Annotated in this window: 16 protein-coding genes; 9 read left to right on the forward strand and 7 right to left on the reverse strand. The window is 38.6% G+C overall.

All coding sequences use genetic code 11. From position 1 onward, the window contains the following. Positions 1-188 precede the first annotated feature (188 nt). Complete coding sequence (locus H5118_RS05150) at positions 189-548, reverse strand: DUF5522 domain-containing protein (protein ID WP_024596018.1); 360 nt, start codon at positions 546-548, stop codon at positions 189-191. Positions 549-591: 43 nt separating this feature from the next. Between H5118_RS05150 and H5118_RS05155 the strand changes: the two genes are divergently transcribed. Next, complete coding sequence (locus tag H5118_RS05155; RefSeq protein ID WP_024596017.1) at positions 592-918, forward strand: hypothetical protein; 327 nt, start codon at positions 592-594, stop codon at positions 916-918. 94 nt (positions 919-1,012) lie between these two features. Here H5118_RS05155 and H5118_RS05160 read toward each other — a convergent pair whose 3' ends face one another. Further along, positions 1,013-1,981, reverse strand: coding sequence for a class 1 fructose-bisphosphatase (locus H5118_RS05160; protein ID WP_033038639.1), 969 nt, complete (start codon positions 1,979-1,981; stop codon positions 1,013-1,015). 154 nt (positions 1,982-2,135) lie between these two features. Between H5118_RS05160 and H5118_RS05165 the strand changes: the two genes are divergently transcribed. After that, on the forward strand, positions 2,136-4,565 hold the full coding sequence (locus H5118_RS05165) for a zinc-dependent metalloprotease (RefSeq protein WP_024595183.1): 2,430 nt from the start codon (positions 2,136-2,138) through the stop codon (positions 4,563-4,565). A gap of 110 nt (positions 4,566-4,675) precedes the next feature. Here H5118_RS05165 and H5118_RS05170 read toward each other — a convergent pair whose 3' ends face one another. Both H5118_RS05170 and rapA read right to left on the reverse strand, forming a co-directional pair. Then, the gene (locus H5118_RS05170) at positions 4,676-5,449 is read right to left on the reverse strand and encodes a YggN family protein (RefSeq protein ID WP_024595182.1); all 774 of its coding nucleotides are present in this window, start codon (positions 5,447-5,449) and stop codon (positions 4,676-4,678) included. Between the two features lie 326 nt (positions 5,450-5,775). Then, positions 5,776-8,670 (reverse strand): RNA polymerase-associated protein RapA, encoded by a 2,895-nt coding sequence (gene rapA / locus H5118_RS05175; protein WP_024595181.1) that lies wholly within the window; start codon positions 8,668-8,670, stop codon positions 5,776-5,778. Between the two features lie 305 nt (positions 8,671-8,975). Here rapA and H5118_RS05180 point away from each other — a divergent pair, with 305 nt between their 5' ends. The 3 genes from H5118_RS05180 to H5118_RS05190 are packed head-to-tail and all read left to right on the forward strand — an operon-like array spanning position 8,976 to position 15,117. Beyond that, positions 8,976-10,373, forward strand: a complete 1,398-nt coding sequence (locus tag H5118_RS05180; RefSeq protein ID WP_182720734.1) for a PhoH family protein — start codon at positions 8,976-8,978, stop codon at positions 10,371-10,373. Between the two features lie 51 nt (positions 10,374-10,424). After that, the gene (locus H5118_RS05185; RefSeq protein ID WP_182748014.1) at positions 10,425-14,234 is read left to right on the forward strand and encodes a PAS domain-containing hybrid sensor histidine kinase/response regulator; all 3,810 of its coding nucleotides are present in this window, start codon (positions 10,425-10,427) and stop codon (positions 14,232-14,234) included. Continuing rightward, positions 14,218-15,117 (forward strand): diguanylate cyclase, encoded by a 900-nt coding sequence (locus H5118_RS05190; RefSeq protein WP_024605076.1) that lies wholly within the window; start codon positions 14,218-14,220, stop codon positions 15,115-15,117. The genes H5118_RS05185 and H5118_RS05190 overlap by 17 nt, the downstream gene beginning before the upstream one ends. Positions 15,118-15,183: 66 nt before the next feature. On the opposite strand, the gene H5118_RS05195 is transcribed toward H5118_RS05190, so the two are convergent. Together H5118_RS05195 and H5118_RS05200 are read right to left on the reverse strand one after the other, a co-directional pair. Continuing rightward, positions 15,184-15,564: a DUF3192 domain-containing protein gene (locus H5118_RS05195; RefSeq protein WP_024596200.1), complete on the reverse strand. Its 381-nt coding sequence runs from the start codon at positions 15,562-15,564 to the stop codon at positions 15,184-15,186. Positions 15,565-15,749: 185 nt separating this feature from the next. Continuing rightward, positions 15,750-16,694 carry a D-2-hydroxyacid dehydrogenase gene (locus H5118_RS05200; protein WP_182748016.1) on the reverse strand — a complete coding sequence of 315 codons (945 nt, stop codon included), beginning with the start codon at positions 16,692-16,694 and terminating at the stop codon, positions 15,750-15,752. Between the two features lie 389 nt (positions 16,695-17,083). On the opposite strand from H5118_RS05200, the gene H5118_RS05205 reads away from it, so the two are divergent. Both H5118_RS05205 and H5118_RS05210 read left to right on the forward strand, forming a co-directional pair. Further along, a complete protein-coding gene (locus H5118_RS05205) occupies positions 17,084-18,217 on the forward strand; it encodes a 1-acyl-sn-glycerol-3-phosphate acyltransferase (protein WP_154903727.1) in 1,134 nt (377 codons plus the stop codon). A 105-nt stretch (positions 18,218-18,322) separates the two neighbouring features. Next, positions 18,323-18,568, forward strand: coding sequence for a DUF1289 domain-containing protein (locus H5118_RS05210; RefSeq protein ID WP_008170756.1), 246 nt, complete (start codon positions 18,323-18,325; stop codon positions 18,566-18,568). Here the strand turns inward: H5118_RS05210 and H5118_RS05215 are convergent. Next, positions 18,565-19,263 carry an ABC transporter substrate-binding protein gene (locus H5118_RS05215; RefSeq protein WP_182737075.1) on the reverse strand — a complete coding sequence of 233 codons (699 nt, stop codon included), beginning with the start codon at positions 19,261-19,263 and terminating at the stop codon, positions 18,565-18,567. The two genes, H5118_RS05210 and H5118_RS05215, sit on opposite strands and share 4 nt — an antisense overlap. A gap of 119 nt (positions 19,264-19,382) precedes the next feature. Here H5118_RS05215 and H5118_RS05220 point away from each other — a divergent pair, with 119 nt between their 5' ends. Next, positions 19,383-19,586 carry a DUF3283 family protein gene (locus tag H5118_RS05220; RefSeq protein WP_024596204.1) on the forward strand — a complete coding sequence of 68 codons (204 nt, stop codon included), beginning with the start codon at positions 19,383-19,385 and terminating at the stop codon, positions 19,584-19,586. Between the two features lie 14 nt (positions 19,587-19,600). Next, positions 19,601-20,002, forward strand: coding sequence for a GNAT family N-acetyltransferase (locus tag H5118_RS05225; RefSeq protein ID WP_182748018.1), 402 nt, complete (start codon positions 19,601-19,603; stop codon positions 20,000-20,002). The last annotated feature ends 21 nt before the right edge of the window (positions 20,003-20,023 follow it).

A 20,023-nucleotide genomic window follows, 5' to 3' on the forward strand; every position in this document is an offset into this window, starting at 1 on the left:
AAGGTAAAAACCAGTGCTTACTCGTATTTGAATACTATTTTTATACAATCACTTACTCTAAAAGCGCAGCGCCTCTAAACCTCTTTGTGAATAATTGCATTTAAAAATATTACTCACAAGGAGAAGTGAAAGAGAAGAAAATGAGAAGATAAAAATCAATGTTTGCTCGTAGTTGTATTAAATAGCTTTTACTTTTTAAAACCATAAGGGCAGTTTTTACAACCATTTTTGCAGCACGAACCACGCTTTAAAAAGAACCACTTACTAAATACCATGTAACCACTTTGCATGGTGTAGTCGAGCCCTTCAATTAAATTGTCGTTACCTCTATATTGCTTTGCAAAGTCTATTTGGGTTTTAATAGGTTGTGTATAAACACCCTCTAAAAAAGTATTTATTTTATTAAGCGTGCACTTGCGGCATAAACAACTTGTTGCTGTGATATCAAGCGGTAAAATAGCCGGCAGCTCATTGCACCAACACGCTGATATATCGTCTACATTACACGTTAGAGTACTGTGGCATTGAGTACAGTTAAGTTGAGTCATTATAATTCTTTTTAGTAACAGTGAGCCAAGAATAACAAATATTATGAATACACAAAAAGCATTAGCTGAATTTATTACATTTGGAGAGCAAAGGGACGAAGCTATATCGGTTATCGTTTCAAGCCCTGCTGATAGCAATAAAGCTCACTATACTCTCTCAACCGAGGTTTTAATTGATGTGCTTAAACGCTGTTTAAGTAACGAAATAGACTTAGATGATTTGGAGCTTTGGGCAAACGTAATTGAATCGCGAGATGACATTGATTGTACTGAGCATGAAGGTTTTATTTATGCGCTCAGTAATAGCGAGCAAATGGGAGAGCTTAATCATCAAAAGCTTGCTCAAATAGTTGCGTTAGTAAAAGTTTGATTTGTTTAAAAAGCGAGGTGTAAAACCTCACCTAAAAAAAACCGCACTTCAATTGAATGCGGTTTTTTAAATTGAGGACAACCGTTTTAAGCGATTATTTATGATATCCCAAGCACGTTTCTACTTCGTTTTTAGAACCTAAAATAACGGCTACTCGCTGGTGGATTGCATCAGGCTGAATATCCATAATACGCTCGGTACCGGTTGATGCGATACCGCCAGCTTGCTCTACTAACATAGCCATTGGGTTTGCTTCATAAAGTAGGCGTAATTTATTTGGCTTTTTAGGATCTTTGGTGTCGGTAGGGTAAGTAAATAAACCGCCACGGCTAAGCACGCGATGTACATCGCCCACCATTGCTGCAATCCAGCGCATATTAAAGTTTTTAGCGCGCGGGCCTGTATCGCCTGCTAGCAAATCATTGATATAGTTTTGCATAGCTGGCTGCCAATGGCGTTGGTTAGACGTATTAATGGCAAATTCGTTTGTATCAGCAGGGATTTCGGCAAAATCTTGTGTAAGTAAAAAGCTGCCTTGTGTTTTATCAAGAGTAAACATGCGCGTGCCTTTACCTGTAGTCAGCGCAAGCATTGTTGATGGCCCGTAAAGTACGTAACCTGCAGCAACTTGCTTATGGCCGGGCTGCATAAATATGCTTTGATCAGCAGCGTCAGAACCTTCAGGCGCTTCCATAATAGAAAATATAGTACCCACAAGTGAGTTAATGTCCGTATTTGACGAGCCATCGAGTGGGTCAAATGCTACTATAAATTTAGCGTCTGGGTTACCTGCTACTGTGTAGTCTTCTTCTTCAGAGGCGATTGCTTTAACCGTACCTGATTCCAGTAAAATATCTTTTAACAACTGATTAGATAATACATCGAGCTTTTTTTGAGTTTCACCTTGAATGTTTTCATCAAGGGTTGAGCCTAATACGCCAGAAAGCGCGCCTTGACCAACGCGAAACGAAATTTCTTTACATGCTGCTAAAATTGTTCGAATTAATGATAAAAGTTCTCTTGAACAACCATCTTCAAGTAATACTGGAGGGAGTCTACGCATTCTATTTTCCTGATAACGTGTTAAAACCAATCATAATGTGAGAGAGATTAGCTTAGAGCGCTGAAATTCGTCTTAAATAACTGTATTGTTTAAATAGCACCCTATAATGGGACCACCTAATCGTACTTAAAACACAAATAACAAAGATAAGATTATGAAAAAAATACCACTACTAAGTTACATATTCTTTACTGTGCTGTGCTCTATCATAACTCAAGCGCACGCAGCAATTAAGTCAATTGATGAATTTACTACGCAAATGAATCATTTTCCGGGCTATTATTCGTTTTTTTACGATACCCAAAACGGAAAAGTATATTTAAAAGTTGATAAGTTTGAACAACAATTTTTACTGCAGCAAAGCTTGCCTTACGGTATCGGCTCTAACGATATAGGCCTTGATAGAGGTCAGCTTGGTAATACTCACCTTGTGCAGTTTGAGCGTTTTGGCGACAAAGTAATGCTGCGGGCTGTAAATACTTACTATCGTGCTAACACAAGTAACAAGGCCGAACAGCAAAGTATTAAAGAAGCGTTTGCATCAAGTATACTTGCTGGTTTTAAAGTGGTTGCAGAGGATAAAGCCACAGCACTTATTGATTATACGCCTTATTTATTAAGTGATGTACATGGCGTAAGTCGCAAGCTTGCTGCACGTAAGCAAGGGAACTTTAGCCTTGATGAATCACGTAGCGCCGTTTATATGAATCGCTCAAAAGCATTTGTAAAAAACACCGAGCTTGAAGCCGTACTTACATTTAAGGGCACAAAACCAGGTGAATTTGTTCGCCAAGTAAGTGTCGACCCTTATGCGCTTACTGTTCATATGCATCATTCACTTATTCAATTACCAGATGATAACTACACACCTCGTAAGTTTAATCCGCAATCAGGTTTTTGGAGTATAGAACATAAAGATTACGCAGCGCCGCTTGGTGACTCTATGTACGTGCGTTATATACCGCGCCATCGTTTAACTAAAAAAGACTCAAGTTTACCTATTAGTGAACCTGTTAAACCAATTGTTTATTACCTTGATCCTGGCGTACCAGAGCCCGTTAAAAGCGCTTTGCTTGAAGGTGGGAAATGGTGGAACGACGCATTTACTGCTGCAGGATATAAAAATGCATTTATAGTAAAAGTGCTGCCAAGTAGCGCCGACCCTATGGATATTCGTTACAACGTCATTCAATGGGTACACCGTGCAACGCGTGGTTGGTCATACGGTAGTTCTGTAATTGACCCGCGTACAGGTGAAATACTTAAAGGGCATGTAACACTTGGCTCATTGCGTGTTCGCCAAGATATTTTAATAGCTGAAGCACTCGCTGCTCCTTATTTAAAAGGCAATGAAGTTGCTAAAAACTTGCAAGCAATGGCGCTTGATCGGATTCGCCAATTAAGCGCGCATGAAATTGGTCACACGTTAGGTATTGCTCATAACTTTGCGGCATCGGTAGGTGATAGAGCTTCTGTAATGGATTACCCACATCCGCTACTTAGTTTTAATGAACAAGGTAAGCTTGATGTAACGCGCGGCTATGCAACAGGCATGGGCGTGTGGGATACCCAAGTAATTAAATATGGCTATAGCGATTTCACTAACCAAGATGAAAGCGCAGAACTTGCTGCTATTTTAAAGGAGAACAAAACTAAAGGCCTTGAGTTTATATCAGATAGTGATGCTCGTGCTAAAGGTGGCGCACATCCAACAGCTCATCTATGGGATAACGGCACTAATCCTTCTCAGGAGCTTTTACGAGTACTCGACGTACGTAAAAAAGCGCTTTCGCAGTTTGGTATTAATAATATTAAAACGGGCGACTCATTATCGCAATTAGAGGAAAAACTAGTTCCGCTTTATCTGTTTCACCGTTTTCAGGTTGAGGCTGCAGTGAAACTTATAGCCGGTGTTGATTACGAATACGAAACACGTGGTGATTCACCCGTAAAAGGCGCACAAGTCGTTAATAAAAAAACACAGCAAGAAGCGGTAAACGCTATTTTTGCAACGCTTAAGCCAAGTAACTTATTACTTCCTGAATCGGTACTATCACTAATTCCGCCAAAAGCGTATGGCGAGTCTAAGTCGCGCGAGAGCATAGTAGGGCGCACAGGGTTAACGCTCGATGCAATGGCATTACCCGAGGTTGCAGTGCAGCACAGCTTGTCGCTTTTATTAAACGCACAGCGTTTAAACCGCCTAGCGCAGCAGCAAGCACGTAGTAATGACTTTTATAGTTTAGATGAGTTACTTGAGGAGCTATATGGCCAAGTGTTTAACGCGTCATCACCTAATACGATGACAGGTAAAATCACTCAGCGCGTGCAATTTTTAACTGCAAAAGCCATGGCTGATTTAGTAGCAAGCGATAGTGCAAGCCCTGAAGTACAGGCGCAGCTACGTTACTACTTAGTTAAGTTAAGTGAAGACTTTAACCAAAACTCAATGCTGAGCCATACAAGTACTGGCGAGAGTGCGTTTAAGCAATATTTAGCTGAGCAAGTAAATCAGTTTTTAATTAAAGGGCAATGGCCAAACAACTTTAAAGTGCTGCCAATCCCACCGGGCTCACCAATTTAGAATAAAAAGTAGAAGCGCTTAGTTTTAATCAATCATTCAATCAATCATAAAGCAAAACACCGAGTATATTTATACTCGGTGTTATTTTATTCTAAAAACGAATACGTACTCTAAGATTTTATTTGCACTAAATCGTAATCGGCCATACCAGGTACTATTGCCTGTAAGCGAGACTCGGTTACATCGAGTGCATTTAAACATTCGCAATACTCAGAAGCCTTAAGCTCTAATTGATGCGCCTTTTTTTGTAGCGACTTATCAATTTCTCTTGAGATAATATCCATGCGTTGCCCCATGTCGTTAATGCGATCTTCTATATTACCTTCACGCGATTTAAACGCATCTCCAAGTGATACCAAAATAGCACCTAACGATCCATGAACAGCAGAGTGAATTTGCTGGCTGATCTCTTTAGTGAAAAAATCATCTATTTGCGAAAGTGATTGAGGGGCTATAAAAAAGAAGTCATCTCCGCGCTTAAACTTATCCATTAGCGCGCGCTCTACATACTGCAATTGTGTTTTAAGTACTTCAGGTTCTTTGTCTGACATACCTTCAACTACGTGTTCAATAGCGCTTAAACCTAAGTTAACACCATCGGTAGCAAGGTTTACTAATTCGGGGACTGTGTGGCGAATACCATTACTAAACTGTTCGAGTACTTTGCTTTCGTCATCGCTTAAATCAACCCAATAACCGCGAATAAACAGTTGGTTATTGTTATTAATTTGGACACGAGTTTGGCCTTTATCTAATATGCGAATTGCATCGTCAGTAATAATTAAACCATGACGTAATTCAACATCGCATTGGGCTTGAGCAAAGACACTAGTGCTTGAGAGCGCCATGGATAACGCCAATATCGAACGAGATAGAAACGCCATAAACACCTCAAAAAGACTAAAATGGAAGGCGAGTAGGTTAACAAAAAAACAACTTTATGCAAGGGAAAATAAACCTATCAACTATCTCACAGAATAGTTGTATAGAGTGCAGCTTGAGTTTTTAGATATGGTTATGTTGGGCAAAATCAACAGTTCAACAAAGGGCTTAATATATAGCTAGAGAGGGTAGAAGTGGCTCATAGTAAAATAAGAACACGTGGTTTTTAAATGAAGTTTAAAAAGGTACAGCTATTTATATCAATTAAGCTTAATAGCCGACTCTAAATTTACTCTGGAGTCGGCTCAAAAGACTAAAAACTAAATATTTAGTGTGAAACCACTATTAAGCGAATTGCATCAAGTTGTAACTGCGTTTTTTCAATATACGTAGTTAGGTCGTTACGTTGCTTATCGTAGAAGGTAATTTCTTCTTGGCGAATATTCGGATTAATTTGCTTCAGGGCAACAAGTCGCTCTTGCTCTTCACTGAGTGATGTTTGCATTTTAGCAAGTGACGCTGCGCGAATAACTTCAAGTTTTTCTTGTGCCATATCTTTAGCGGTAGTGATCATTGGGTGAACAGCGCTTTGTAGTGCACCTGCAAGCTTACTTGCTGTTTGGCGGCCTACGGCTGATAACTGCTGATTAAAGCCTTCAAATGCCACGTTTTCACCTAGGTTATTACCTGCTTTATCGAGCAATATACGAATTGGTGTAGGCGGTAAAAAGCGACCAACTTGTAATACTTTTGGTGCCATTGCTTCTGCAACAAAAATAAGCTCAACAAAAAAGGTACCAGGCGGTAACTTTTTGTTTTTAAGTAATGCTACTGATGCGCTACCAAAGTCGTCGTCACAAATCATATCCATGGTGCCTTGCACCATAGGGTGATCCCAGCTGATAAAGTGTACATCTTCTTGCGAAAGTGCAGTGTCGCGATCAAAGGTAACCGTCATACCGTCTTCTTTAAGCGATGGGAACGATGCATTTAACATATGTTCCGTTGGCTTTAAGATGATGGTGTTTTCGCCTTTATCTTCTTGGCTTACGCCAAATGTGTCAAACACGTTGATCATGTAGCTTGGCAATTCAAACTGGTTATCGAGTTTTTCGATATCAGTCACAAGCGAGTCGGCAGCACCTTGACCCGATGAATGTAGCTCTAGTAAACGATCTCGTCCGCTTTCCATTTTTTTACGCAGTACCGCATTTTGTTGTGCTACTTGCTCAAGTAATGGATCGAGTTCGTCTTCATCGCAGTTATGCGCAGAAATATATTCAAGTAAGTCATCACGGAACTCTTTATAAAGCATTTGCCCCGTTGTTGATGTAGATTCGAATGCATCTAGACCTTCGTTATACCAACGTAGCAGTACTTCTTGAGCGGTGTTTTCAAAATATGGTACATGAATGTTCACATCTTGTGTTTGGCCTATACGGTCTAGTCGACCAATACGTTGCTCTAGTAAATCTGGGTTCAGTGGTAAATCAAACAACACTAAGTGATGCGAGAACTGGAAATTACGACCTTCTGAGCCAATTTCTGAACACAGTAATATTTGTGCATTATCGTACTCGTCTGCAAAAAATGCAGCAGCGCGGTCACGCTCAATAATCGACATGCCTTCGTGAAATACCGACGCTTTAATTGCTTCACGTTCACGCAGTATTTGCTCAAGGCTGATAGCTGTTTCAGCTTTGGCACATATAAGCAGTACTTTTTCGCGCTTAAGTGTTTTAAGGGTGTCGATTAACCAATCTACGCGTGGATCGAATAAACCCCAGCTTGCGCTTTCGCCTTCAAATTCTTGAAATATTTTTTCAGGAAACAGAGCACGGTGTGCACTTAGTTCAGGGTTTTGAATGCCGCCCATGTTACCAAGAACCGACATAGCCGTTTTATACTGCTTTGGTAATGCCATTGGGTAGGCGTGTAATTTACGGCTTGGGTAGCCGTCAATGCCGCTGCGGCTATTTCTGAATAATATACGACCTGTGCCGTGGCGATCGAGTAGCATGTTAAGTATTTCTTTACGCGCTGGTAAATCACCTTGCTGTGCTTTTTCAAGAATATCAGTAATGTCGGTTTCTTTTAATAGCTCAATTAGCGTGGCTTTGGCTGCGTCGTCCAGAGCTTGCTCTTGCAGTAATTGATTTGCAGCTTGCGCTACGTCTTTATAATTTGCTTCTTCTTCTTTAAACACGTCGTAGTCGTAAAAACGATCCGGATCGAGTAATTGTAAACGCGCAAAGTGACTGCTGTGACCAAGTTGATCAGGCGTTGCGGTAAGTAAAATAAGGCCCGGAATATCTTGGCTAAGCTCTGCCATACGTTGGTACTCAGAGCTTGGCTTGCCGTTATTGATACTTAGGTGATGGGCTTCATCTATTACTAAAAGGTCCCAATCAGCAAGCGTTGCTTGTTCAAACCAACGTTTTTTCTTGGTTAAAAACTCAAGGCTGGTAAGTACTAGTTGCTCTGTATCAAATACGTTTGGAGAATCTGCAAACGCTTCGTCGCAGCGCTCTTCATCAAAAATAGAAAAACGTAAGTTAAAGCGGCGTAGCATTTCTACTAACCATTGGTGCTGTAAGTTTTCAGGCACCACAATAAGTACGCGGCTTGCACGGCCACTAATAATTTGTTGATGTAGTATCATGCCCGCTTCAATTGTTTTACCAAGGCCTACTTCATCTGATAAAAGTACGCGTGGGGCAAAACGTTTACCCACTTCTTGGGCAATATAAAGCTGGTGCGGAATAAGATTAGCACGCTGACCAATTAAGCCTTTAATAGGCGATTGCTCACGTTCAAATTTATGTAACCACGTTTGGTAGCGAAGTGTGTAACGATCAAAACGATCTACTTGGCCTGCAAATAAACGATCTTGTGGTTTATTAAACTTAATAAAATGATCTAAAAAGGTCTCTTTTAACTTGGCTGTTTCGCCATTATCAACACGGGTGCCGTGATAACAAAGTAACTCGCCTTGTACTTCAATAGACTCTACTTCTAATTCCCATTCTTCAACGCTTTTGATCACATCGCCAGGATTAAATGCCACACGGGTAACAGGTGCTTCTGCACTAGAATAAACACGGTTTTCACCACTGGCAGGAAATAATATGCTGACCTGACGGCCTTCAATGGCAACAACGGTGCCTAATCCTAAATCTGACTCTGTATCACTGATCCAACGCTGACCTAAGGAAAAATTCATGTATGTCTCGTCTATGATGAAAAAGGCGGCTATGTTACCTGTAAGCTAACACCACTGCAAGGCGCTATTTGGCTCACTTTTAATTAATTTTGTAAGTGTTAATTATTACTATTAAAACAGCTTGTTTATGACTCTTTTTTAGGTAAATCAAAACTAATTACAGTTTGTAATAAAACGGACTTTTATGACAAATAGACTAAACTTACATTATGCCTTAGCAATTAAGTATTGCAGGTTTAAGTTTTGCCCGTTTTACTTAGTTATTTTGGTATAGCATAAAAATCATAAAACGTAAGGAAAGTGCTATGGAAAAAGCTTCGAACCTTGAAAGTAAAATGTATGTGCTAGATACCAACGTACTACTTCACGAACCACTCGCTTATTTGTCTTTTCAAGAGCATGACGTTGTAATTCCGATGACGGTGCTTGAAGAACTTGACCATATAAAAGACAGAAAACACGACGTAAGCCGTGATGCGCGCGTCGCTATTCGTGGATTAGATGAAGTACTTAAAAATGCAACGCCCGAACAAATGCTACAAGGCGTGGCGCTGCCGAGTAACAAAAAGGCAAAAGCGAGCTCTGCAGGTACCCTCATTATTGTAAACGACCATTTATTTGCCGACTCCATCTCTGGTTTGCCAGGTAACGAAAATGACCATCGTATTATCAATTGCGCCGTGTACTTACAAAAGCAGCACAGTGATTCAAAAGTAATACTTGTTACAAAAGACATAAACATGCGTTTAAAAGCTAAAGGCGCCGGGCTTAAATATGTTGAGGATTACCGTACCGATCAACTTATTGACGATATAAGCCTACTCACTAGTGGTTATAAAAAAATTGAAGGTGATTTTTGGGATCATGTAGGGGAGTGTAATACGCAGCAACACGGACGAGATACGTTTCATCATGTGCCTAAAAACTTAATACCTGATGTATTTTGTAATGAATATTTACTTGATGGAGGGGAGCAGTTTGCGGCGCGTGTTAAATCGTACGATGACGAGCACATAACGTTCAAAGATATTGGTGTTGAGTGTTTAATGCATCAACAAGCATGGGGCGTTAAGCCCAAAAATATTTATCAAGGGATGGCATTAGATGCACTATTGGATACAAGTATTGAGCTTGTTATTTTAACAGGACCTGCAGGGTGTGGTAAAACCTTGTTAGCACTTGCCAGCGCCCTTGAAATGGTCATCGAAAAAGGTATTTACGATAAAGTAATAGTTACCCGTAATACGCCAGAAATAGCAGAGTCTATAGGCTTTTTACCAGGCACCGAGGAGGAAAAAATGGCGCCATGGCTTGCAGCTATCACTGATACGCTGGAGGTATTGCACAAAGGCGACGAAAATCCAATATCGAGTCGAAATTACATAATGGAGAAGGCTAATGTACAGTTTAAATCGGTTAACTTTATGCGCGGGCGTAGCATTCAAAATGCAGTGGTAATTTTAGATGAGAGCCAAAATTTAACGGCATCTCAGCTTAAAACGATTATTACTCGCTGCGGCGAAGGTACTAAATTAATTTGTACAGGTAACTTGGCGCAAATAGATAGTAACTATTTAACGCCAGTAACATCAGGCTTGACGTACATAGTAGAGCGCTTTAAAAACTTTGAAGGCAGCGCAACAATAAACCTCAACGGTGTTGTGCGTAGTCGCTTAGCGTCGTTTGCAGAAGAAAATTTATAACTTGCGCTTAACAAATTGGCTCGATAGTCTATCGATTGATTTTCGAGCCAAATGGCAGGCAGTACATTGAATTTTTTACCTCTGAAGCATTATTATCGTTCATTATTTATTGCGCTGTTAGTGCCATTGATTGTCGCTTTTTTACTGTGCTTGCACTTATATAATATAAAGCTTGAGCGGACGGTTGAAAAACGCCAAGCTGACTTTACAAATGTTTCAGCGCAAGTTACCCACGGGATGGACTCGGTGAGTAATCTACTTACCACCATGTTTAACTTATACGAGCAAGCGACTTATCCCAAAATAAACCAAGATTTGCTCGAAGGTATAAATCAATATGATGGTTACTATTATCGTCATTTTATTGATCAAAGTACGGAAATTGTAGGTAAAGGTGAGTTTGCGTTATCTGCTAAGGCATTAATGCAGTGGCAGCAGGCTATTACATTAGGGCCTTCGTTTAATACAACGCTTGCATTAATGCAGTCGTTATCTGCTGTAGCGTATGTTGATGATAATGGTTTTGCTTATGTAAGCAGGCACAACAAAAGCCAAAGTTTTATGCTTACTGAAATTTTAAATGGAAAATTTAAGCCAAAATTTGCGCAAAACAAACTTACTTCAAGTCCTATTGTTAAAGTGAATGACAATTCGTATTTTGCTATTGGTCGACAACGAAGCACAGGCTCAGCCGATTACATTATTTTAATTTATGATGTTCAAGCAATTTCTGGATGGTTAAAAAAGGTGTCACCGAACAGTGGTGAATACGTTTTTATGAACCAATCGCATCAAATTATCGCCAGCTCTAAACAGATAATAGAGCAAGCGACTGCGTTAAAAAATTATTGGCCAGACTTGGCCGATCATCAGAGTCAAAAAACAGTATTAACTAGTGATAGTAATTACTTTATGCAGCCTATGGGTGAGTTACCTATTCACGCAGCATTTTACGAGCACAAACCCCAATTAATAAACTCAATTAAGTATGAGATATTACTAGAGTTTACTTTTTTAACGCTAATTTTAAGTATTATGTTTGGCGTGTTTTTTTGGTTAAGTCAGCGCATTTTTATAAAGCCGATGACTCACTTAATGTCATACCTTGAGAGTAACGGGACACAACAAGAAGAGCAGCTAAATTACAAAGTACCACTGAGCTGGCAACCTTGGTTTTCTAAAGTGAAGCGTGTATTTACTAAAAACAAACAGTTAGTTGATTCATTACAAAGTGCAAATAAAGCTCTGGACGACCAAGTTCAGCTGCAATCAGAAAAACTAAGCCGCAGTTACGAAGCGAAAGAGCGCCACTTAGCTTTACTCAACACTATGCTAAACAGTGTGCCAGACCTTATTTACTTTAAAAATATTGATGGTTCATTCTTAGGATGCAATAAAGCATTTGAGGCATATATCGGTAAAGATCAAACTGCATTAGTTGGTAAATATGTAGATGATTTAGGTGACAATGATCAGCAAATAAATGCGCTTGAAAAACAAGTATTACAAAACAGAAATAGTGTTGAACAGCGAATAGAAACCGATACAAAATCGTATCAACTTACTATTGCACCTTTTTATAACGAGCACCAACACCTGTTAGGAACCATGGGCATTGGTCGCGATATTACCGAGCAGCAACAAACATTATTGGCCTTAAAATCATCTGAATCTAAATTTAGAAGTGCAATTGAATTTGCGGCTAACTGCGTGGTTTTACTCTCGCTTGAACACACCATATTGCAAGTAAATAAAGCAGCAAGAAAGCAGTTTTCTGATCAGCCAGTACTCGTTGGGGAGCAGTTGAAAGCATTATTTGATGACTCCCAATGGAAGCAAATAAAAAGCACTTTAGCGCAATTGCTAGATGACAAAAAACGCGTATACCATTTAACGCTTGCTCAAGGGGGCTTAACAAGCTGGTTGCAACTAAGTGTATCGCTTGTCTGGGATGAAAACCGCGATCCAGCTTATTATGTTATACACATTCAGGATGTGAGTGCATTAACTAAATCAAAACTAGATGCCGAACGAGCAACCCTAGCTAAAAGCCGCTTTATAGCCAATTTAAGCCATGAAATACGTACCCCTTTGAACGCTGTTTTAGGGTTGCTTGATATGTTAATTGAGCAAGGCTTAACGCAAAAGCAATTACAACAAACAGATCAAGCTAAGCATGCAGCACAAAGCTTGTTATTAATGCTTAATAGAATGCTTGATTTTGCACGTATTGAAGGTTCGCAAACCGATTTAAAACAAGCGTCTTTTAGCATGGTTGAGCTGGTGGATATTTGTGAAAGCTTAACGGCTCCATTGTGCGAAGGAAAAGGTATTGAATTTGTTATTGATATTGACCCGCTAATAGCACCTGATTTGATATGCGACAGTATACGTTTGCAGCAAATATTAGGTAACTTATTAACTAATGCCGTTAAGTTTACAAAAACAGGTTCCATTACTTTAAAAATGGAACTTATTGAAAGCGATAGCCTAGAGCAACAGCATATTTGCTTTAAAGTAATCGATACTGGCATGGGTATAGATGAAGCTGATCAAAGTCGCTTATTCGATGCTTTTACTCAAGGTGATGAATCTTCAACCCGCATACACCAAGGGGTTGGGCTAGGTTTAGCTATTGTTAAACATGCAGTATCGTTAATGGGTGGGGAGATTGCTTTAAAGAGTAAAAAAGGCCACGGCAGCGAATTTTATTTCAGTATTAGCTTTTTAGTTGATACCACTAAAAACACAGTGTTACCGACTAATACATTGGCTATTTTATCTGATCAAAGTAAAGAGCTTAAGCAGGTGACAAATGCATATAACGAACTTGCTAATATTAATTTAGATGAGGTACTGAAATACCCAATTAAGCTCTCTAATACTCAAAAAATAATAATTGATGCAGCTGACTTACCTGCACTTTTAAATGTTGAAGCGATTAATGATTCGTTATCAGCTAAAGAAACATCGGTAATTATTATTAATCATCAGCACACACTTAATTTACCGACAAGCGAGCACTTAGCTGCGCATCACGTTAAAGCATCGGCATTAGGGCAAAGGCTATTTAGTTTGAACTCTCAGCAAAAGCCTATAGTTAATACAAGTGCCGCAGTACACAGTGCAACTGAAAGTAAAGCTGATATATCGGGTCTACTTGTATTAGCAATTGATGATAATCAGCTTAACTTAGAAATAATTAGCAGTGTTCTGCGCCAAGCAAACGTAAATGTTGTTACGGCTTTAAGCGCATCAATTGGTATGGAATTATTGCAAGTTTTGAAGCCTGACTTAATATTGATGGATGTGCAAATGCCGAAAATAGATGGCTGTCAAGCAACCGCTTTGATTCGTCAACAGTTTGACGCAAAGCAACTGCCTATTTTTGCTTTAACGGCTCATTGTGAACCTGCTGATGTAGAACGTTCTTTAAAGTGCGGCATGAATAAACATTTAACTAAACCGGTTGTTGCTAAAGTACTTATTGATGCAATTGCTGATTTAAACTTAGTTAAACCAAGCTTTTTTGAAAAATCATTTGCTTTAACGCAGTTTAGTATGGATGAAAAACTACTTAATACGATGATTGATAAGTTTGCTAGCTTGTGTGAAACCCAGCTATCGCAACTAGAAGAAACAACCAATAAGGATGATTTGGTACGTTTAGTGCATAGTATCAAGGGTGTTGCAGGTAATTTAGGTTTTAGACGATTATCACATTGTGCTTTATTGTGTGAAAGAACGCTTAAAACAACTAATAAGCCTATTGAGATTACACTACAAGAGCTTATCATACAGCTAGAACAGGTAATTGTTTTTATAAAAGGGCTAGGGGTTAGGGATGTCGAAAAGAGCTAAAGTACTTATTGTGGATGATGATCCAATCAACAGATTAGTACTTGAAAAAACACTTAAAGCAGAGCACGACGTGTTCTTAGTTGAAAGTGGTGAAAAAGCACTGACCTTTGTAAAAACAGCGCAAGTTGATTTAATAATCCTTGATGTAATTATGCCTGGAATTGACGGCTATCAAGTACTTGTGGAGCTTAAAGAAAACCCAATAACTCAGTCTATTCCTATTATATTTATATCAGCCAATCGTAGCCATGATGATGAAGCAAAGGGTTTAGAGCTCGGTGCAATGGACTACATAACCAAGCCATTTAGTCCTTCTATTGTTCGCGTTAGAGTGCGCAACCAACTCCTCATAAAGCAAAAAAATGATTTGCTAGAAATGCTAGCTTCGATAGATGGCTTAACTGAGATACCAAATAGACGCTACCTTGATGAAAACTTATCTCGAGAATGGCGCCGCAGCAAACGAAGTGGCACACCGCTATCGGTGTTACTAATGGATATAGATCACTTTAAACGCTATAACGATTGCTATGGACACCGTGCTGGCGACGAGTGTTTAAAGAATGTTGCGCAAGCACTTGCAGCTCAATGTGAACGTGGCAGTGACTTTATTGCTCGTTATGGCGGAGAAGAATTTGCTGCTGTGCTACCAGGAATTGATAAGCACGAGGCAATGGAGTTTGCTAATAAATTACGCAATGCTGTAAATGCTTTGAATATAGAACATAAAGCTTCATTAAATGCAGACCACATCACTATAAGTATAGGTATTGCCACTACACAAAGTGGTAAGGTGTATGCTGAGCAAGCATTATTAGAAGAGGCCGATTTAGGCTTATATGCCGCTAAAGATGCAGGGCGAGATAGAATAGTCGCACGCTAAAAACTTAATATACAAAAACGCCAATATTCATATATTGGCGTTTTTGTATCAAACATTTTTTATTGGTTACTGCGTGATCATACCTAAAGCGGTGTCACCAATGCCCACTAACTTATCATTTTTAAATACAAGTGGCGTACATTCATCTTTTGTTGTTTTTGAATCTGAATGCTTGCTATGCGTTACATAAAAAAGTACTTGGTATACATCGTCATCTTTTTTTAATAGCTCTGTAAAATTAGGCGTTTTTAATTGCGTTAAAACAGACTGGTAGCTGCTATCCATTTTTAGCTCCGATATAACTTCACGATTATTTTTATGCTGTGCTTGCCAGCTTGATGAGTTTTTCCCTGCCCAATGAGTCTCAGCTTCGCCATCTGACACGGCAATAACACAGCCTGTTAAAAATGGAGCAATTAAAGCGGCTGCTAAAAGTGATTTTTTCATTTTTATTTACCTTAATAAGATTTTTAATTGGTTATTAACTGTATTAAAGCAAAGAGTAGACCATATTTATAAGTTGTTATGAATCAGTTTGTTAAGTGAGTTAAGCTGTTTTTATCTAATAAAATATTAAATATATTAGTAAAAACAGCCACTTTTTAGCTTATTTGATTACTACAATAAAATGATTAAACCAAGCGGTTGCGTGATTCGCCCTTACTAAATGCCGCAATATTTAAACTTACTTCATTAATTAAACGCACAATAGATTCAGTACTTGCCCATGCAATATGTGGAGTAAGTAATAAGTTATTGCCTGTGTAATTAGCAAGTGGATTTGAAGCTTCAGCAGGTTCTTTAGTTAGTACATCAACACCCGCTCCAGCAATTAGGTTTTGCTTAAGCGCTGTTGCTAAGTCGGCTTCGTTAATAATACCACCACGTGCTGTATTAATAATTATAGCGCTTGGCTTCATCATTTTAAGCTCATTAAGTGCGATTAAATCACGTGTTTCATCTGTAAGCGGGCAGTGTACGCTGATTATATCGGCTGTTTTAATGACGTCTTCAAAAGGCGTACGACCATCGCGACATTTAACCCCTTTACGCTCTGCAACAATAACATTAGCGCCAAATGCCTCAGCCACTTTAGCAACGCCTTTGCCTAGCGTACCGCCGCCTATAATGGCAAATGTTTTACCTTGCAAGTCGTTAAAGCTGTAATCGAGTATGCAAAACATTTCACTTTTTTGCCATGCGCCTTGCTGGCAATCCGCCTGATAGCGGTGGGTGTTACCCAGTAAGTTAGTAATTAAAGAAAATGTATGTTGAACAACTGAAGGGGTTGAGTAGCCAGCTACATTAGTTACGGCAATACCAAATTCTTTAGCGGCTTCTAAATCAACATTATTAGTACCGGTTGCACTTACGCAAATTAATTTCAGCTGTGTTAGCTGACTAATCGTATCGCGATTCAAAACTGCTTTATTAGTGATTAATACATCAGCGCCTTGGCAATGCTCAATAACTTGCTCTGGGCTGGTAAGTTCATAAGTCGTTAATTTACCAAGTTGTTCTATACACGAAAGAGATGTTTTAGCTAACGTTGCGTTATCAAGAATAGTAATGTTCATTATGAGCCCTAAAATAAGTGGATCTGAAAGAGTTAAAATCGTAAAAAAGAGGCTTACGATCCAACAAAAATCTAAAATATGGGCTTAAGGTACTACGAAAGAAAGGCTTTGTTAATGCTATTACTACCAAATGATTAGAGGGCTATGTAGTAGTGGTCTGCCCACTAGCAGATTGAGAACATGGTATTTTGCTAGACTGATCAGTTTTTTTGCACTTATAAGCAAGCCTGTGGTCATAGAAGGTAATTAAACTCGGCTTTAAAGCAAGTTGCTAAAATAAAAAATCGTTTTTTTGGTTATTTCGCATTTTAGATTGGCTGAGTTATAATCGGATATAGACATAAACGGTGCGCTTTAGCGTGCCGTTTTTTAACATTGTAGATGTAGTAATGAGTGAATTAGAAGATAAATACGCAGATATACGCCCATACAACGACGACGAAGTTGCGGCGTCGCTTACACGTTTGATTAACGATGATGCGTTTATTGATGTAATAGCAAAGTATAATTTACCGCGCTTTTTATCGGCAGTGCCTTTTATTGCACGTCCAATGGTAAGAAGTCAGTTACGCAAAAAATGGGGCAAAGTAAGCACCGTTGAAGATGTGCAAAATGAAGTGGCGCAATACTTAGATAAACTAGTGAAGCGCACCACATCAAAAGTTACCTTTTCTGGGCTAGATCAGTTAGACGCTAATCAGGCCTATTTATTTATTTCAAACCACAGAGACATAGTGCTTGATCCTGCATTAGTTAATTGGGGTTTATATCAGCATAAAATGAAAACAGTGCGTATTGCTATTGGCGATAATTTATTGCAAATACCTTACATTACTGAGCTTATGCGTTTAAATAAAAGTTTCATTGTTAAGCGCTCTGCTAAAGCACCAAAAGAAATGTTAAAAGCATTAACCCAGTTATCGTCATATATTTATGACTCTTTAATCGGTGGAAATTCTATTTGGATTGCACAAAAAGAAGGACGTGCAAAAGACGGTTTTGATCAAACAGATCCTGCCCTTTTAAAAATGTTGCAATTAAATGGACGTAAACAAAAGAAAGAATTTGGCGATTATATTAAAGAGTTAAAAATAGTGCCTGTTTCTATTTCTTATCAATATGAACCGTGTGCAATTGCTAAGGCTAAAGAGCTTTATCATAAACAGCATCATGGTGAATATATTAAGTCAGCGGGTGAAGATATTGCCAGTATTGTTGAAGGTTTTAGTTCAGCTAAAGGGCATGTGCATTTAGCATTTGGACAGCCAATCGAATCTAAATGTGATAGTGCTGAAGAGCTTGCTAAAACAATTGATAGGCAAATTGTAGATTCGTTTTATTTGCACCCAGGTAATTACATTGCTGGTGGCTGTAAAGAGGCGGTAATAGACTCTCCAGATACAGCGACGTTTGAACAGCGTTTAGCCTGTGTACCAGAAGAGTTAAAACCGTTAGTGCTGGCCATGTACGCTAAGCCATTTCACCGTAAAACAGAGATAAATACCAATAGCTGTGAGTATTAATAATCCCAGCTCAACAAAACTAAGCAGCAATTAAATTGCTGCTTTTTTTTTGCTCAAAAATAACGCTATACTAATATCTCCTTTTCAACTGGGCGGTACTTATGCATGCAACAAATTGAAATATTTGATATTCCAAGTCCTTGCAAAAGTATTTGCTTAGTTAACAACAGAGGGTATTGCAAAGGGTGTTATCGTAGTCGGGATGAGCGCTTTTCGTGGAATACCTTATCGAACGACCAAAAAAAGAAGGTGCTTAGTTTGTGCCAGCAGCGCTACAAGCGCTACCTTCAAAAAAAGCAGCAAAATGCAGTGCCAAGCACGCAGGCGCAGCAGCAAGGGTTCGACTTTTAAAAGCTTAATCCATATTTGGCTCTTAGTGCGTACGCAGTGCCATTGTTAGTTAGGTTAATTAATGACATTTTAAGCTTTTCTACTAAGTTTTCATTACGTTTATTTAAATAATGATAAAGCGGATAAGTACTCAATACTTCTTTTACAAAACAGCCTTGAGGTGACGGGAGCTCATTATTTTGCATTATAAAGTTAATCATCAAAGCTCCCTGTACTTTTTTCTGAGCAAGCAAATTAAGTTGGGTATTCATGCTTTTAACTTTAATAATATTCCCTGCAAACTGTGTGCTTGCTAAATAATGTTCTTGCACAGGGTAGCCATCAACAATTGCGACGCTATCGAGCTGTTCTAAACTGTTAGGTAAACAGTTTTTATATAATACTAAGTCAAACTTAAATAGCTCATAATCGACTCTAATTAAGTTTTCGTAATTTTCTTCAACGCTTGCATCTCTTCCTAACTGCCCATCAAGTACGCCATTATTTGCAGCGAGCAAAGCATTTTGGTGACTAAAATCGATTATATGTATTTTAAAACCGATATCTGCGTATGCTAACTTTAATAGCTCGAGGGCATAATCAGCTTGAGGTGTACTTTGCGGACGATTAAAAGTGAGGTTGTATTGATGACTAAAACAAGAGGCACTAAAAAATAAATTTACCAATAATAACAAGATACTAAAATGTCTATTCATTATCAGTTCCAATTACTACAGAAATAAATAAAATAAGACGCGTATAATAACAAGGAGATTACCTCTTGCCCAGTTTAGAGGGGGAATCAAATAATCTTAAAAGCGAATGAGGAAGTATTGTGAGTTTTAATTTATGCCTATTACCACGTGAAGAAAAATATCAAATTCAGTTAGATTATGAAGCGTCTTTTTGGGCGTATCAAATTAAGCGTAATAAAAAAACGAGAGAGCAAGTTTACAACACAATCCACAGCCGCCCAGTGGCAGAGCAAATGGTTTTGAAACAAAAATTTGAACAGTATTTAGCGCTAATGCTTAGCTAAATATCGATATAAAAATGTATAAAGTTGAAGTGTTAAATGAACTAAAAACCCCACTTGTGAATAAATTCTACAAAAAGCACAGCGTAAGAGGGCGTGCTAATAAACAAGATAAGGTATGGGTTACTTACTATAATAATGAAATAGTGGCAGCATGTAGGTTACAAGATAAAACAGAGTTTTTATTTTTATCTACCATGTTTGTTGCGCTGGAACATCGCGGTAAAGGGGTTGCAAAACAATTGCTTTCAACACTCTTAAAGTCGCAAAATAGAGAGATAAAGACCTTCGCATATGAAAACGTAGCTGATTTATATTGTGCTATTGGTTTTAACCAGGTGTTAACATATACTCTTGCTTTACAAGTACTTTTTGATACTTACAAACATCGAAATATAGTCGCTCTAGAGTACCCATAATAATAAATAATAATATGGAAT

Origin of the sequence: Pseudoalteromonas sp. SR41-1 (assembly GCF_014164015.1) — a bacterium.
Classification (GTDB): Bacteria; Pseudomonadota; Gammaproteobacteria; order Enterobacterales; family Alteromonadaceae; genus Pseudoalteromonas; species Pseudoalteromonas distincta.

Coding starts and splice junctions, on each gene's coding strand:
- H5118_RS05195 (WP_024596200.1), bottom strand. CDS start 15,564: ATGAAAAAATCACTTTTAGCAGCCGCTTTAATTGCTCCATTTTTAACA.
- H5118_RS05200 (WP_182748016.1), bottom strand. CDS start 16,694: ATGAACATTACTATTCTTGATAACGCAACGTTAGCTAAAACATCTCTT.
- H5118_RS05190 (WP_024605076.1), top strand. CDS start 14,218: ATGTCGAAAAGAGCTAAAGTACTTATTGTGGATGATGATCCAATCAAC.
- H5118_RS05165 (WP_024595183.1), top strand. CDS start 2,136: ATGAAAAAAATACCACTACTAAGTTACATATTCTTTACTGTGCTGTGC.
- H5118_RS05160 (WP_033038639.1), bottom strand. CDS start 1,981: ATGCGTAGACTCCCTCCAGTATTACTTGAAGATGGTTGTTCAAGAGAA.
- H5118_RS05225 (WP_182748018.1), top strand. CDS start 19,601: ATGTATAAAGTTGAAGTGTTAAATGAACTAAAAACCCCACTTGTGAAT.
- H5118_RS05185 (WP_182748014.1), top strand. CDS start 10,425: ATGGCAGGCAGTACATTGAATTTTTTACCTCTGAAGCATTATTATCGT.
- H5118_RS05150 (WP_024596018.1), bottom strand. CDS start 548: ATGACTCAACTTAACTGTACTCAATGCCACAGTACTCTAACGTGTAAT.
- H5118_RS05155 (WP_024596017.1), top strand. CDS start 592: ATGAATACACAAAAAGCATTAGCTGAATTTATTACATTTGGAGAGCAA.
- rapA (WP_024595181.1), bottom strand. CDS start 8,670: ATGAATTTTTCCTTAGGTCAGCGTTGGATCAGTGATACAGAGTCAGAT.
- H5118_RS05205 (WP_154903727.1), top strand. CDS start 17,084: ATGAGTGAATTAGAAGATAAATACGCAGATATACGCCCATACAACGAC.
- H5118_RS05180 (WP_182720734.1), top strand. CDS start 8,976: ATGGAAAAAGCTTCGAACCTTGAAAGTAAAATGTATGTGCTAGATACC.
- H5118_RS05170 (WP_024595182.1), bottom strand. CDS start 5,449: ATGGCGTTTCTATCTCGTTCGATATTGGCGTTATCCATGGCGCTCTCA.
- H5118_RS05215 (WP_182737075.1), bottom strand. CDS start 19,263: ATGAATAGACATTTTAGTATCTTGTTATTATTGGTAAATTTATTTTTT.
- H5118_RS05210 (WP_008170756.1), top strand. CDS start 18,323: ATGCAACAAATTGAAATATTTGATATTCCAAGTCCTTGCAAAAGTATT.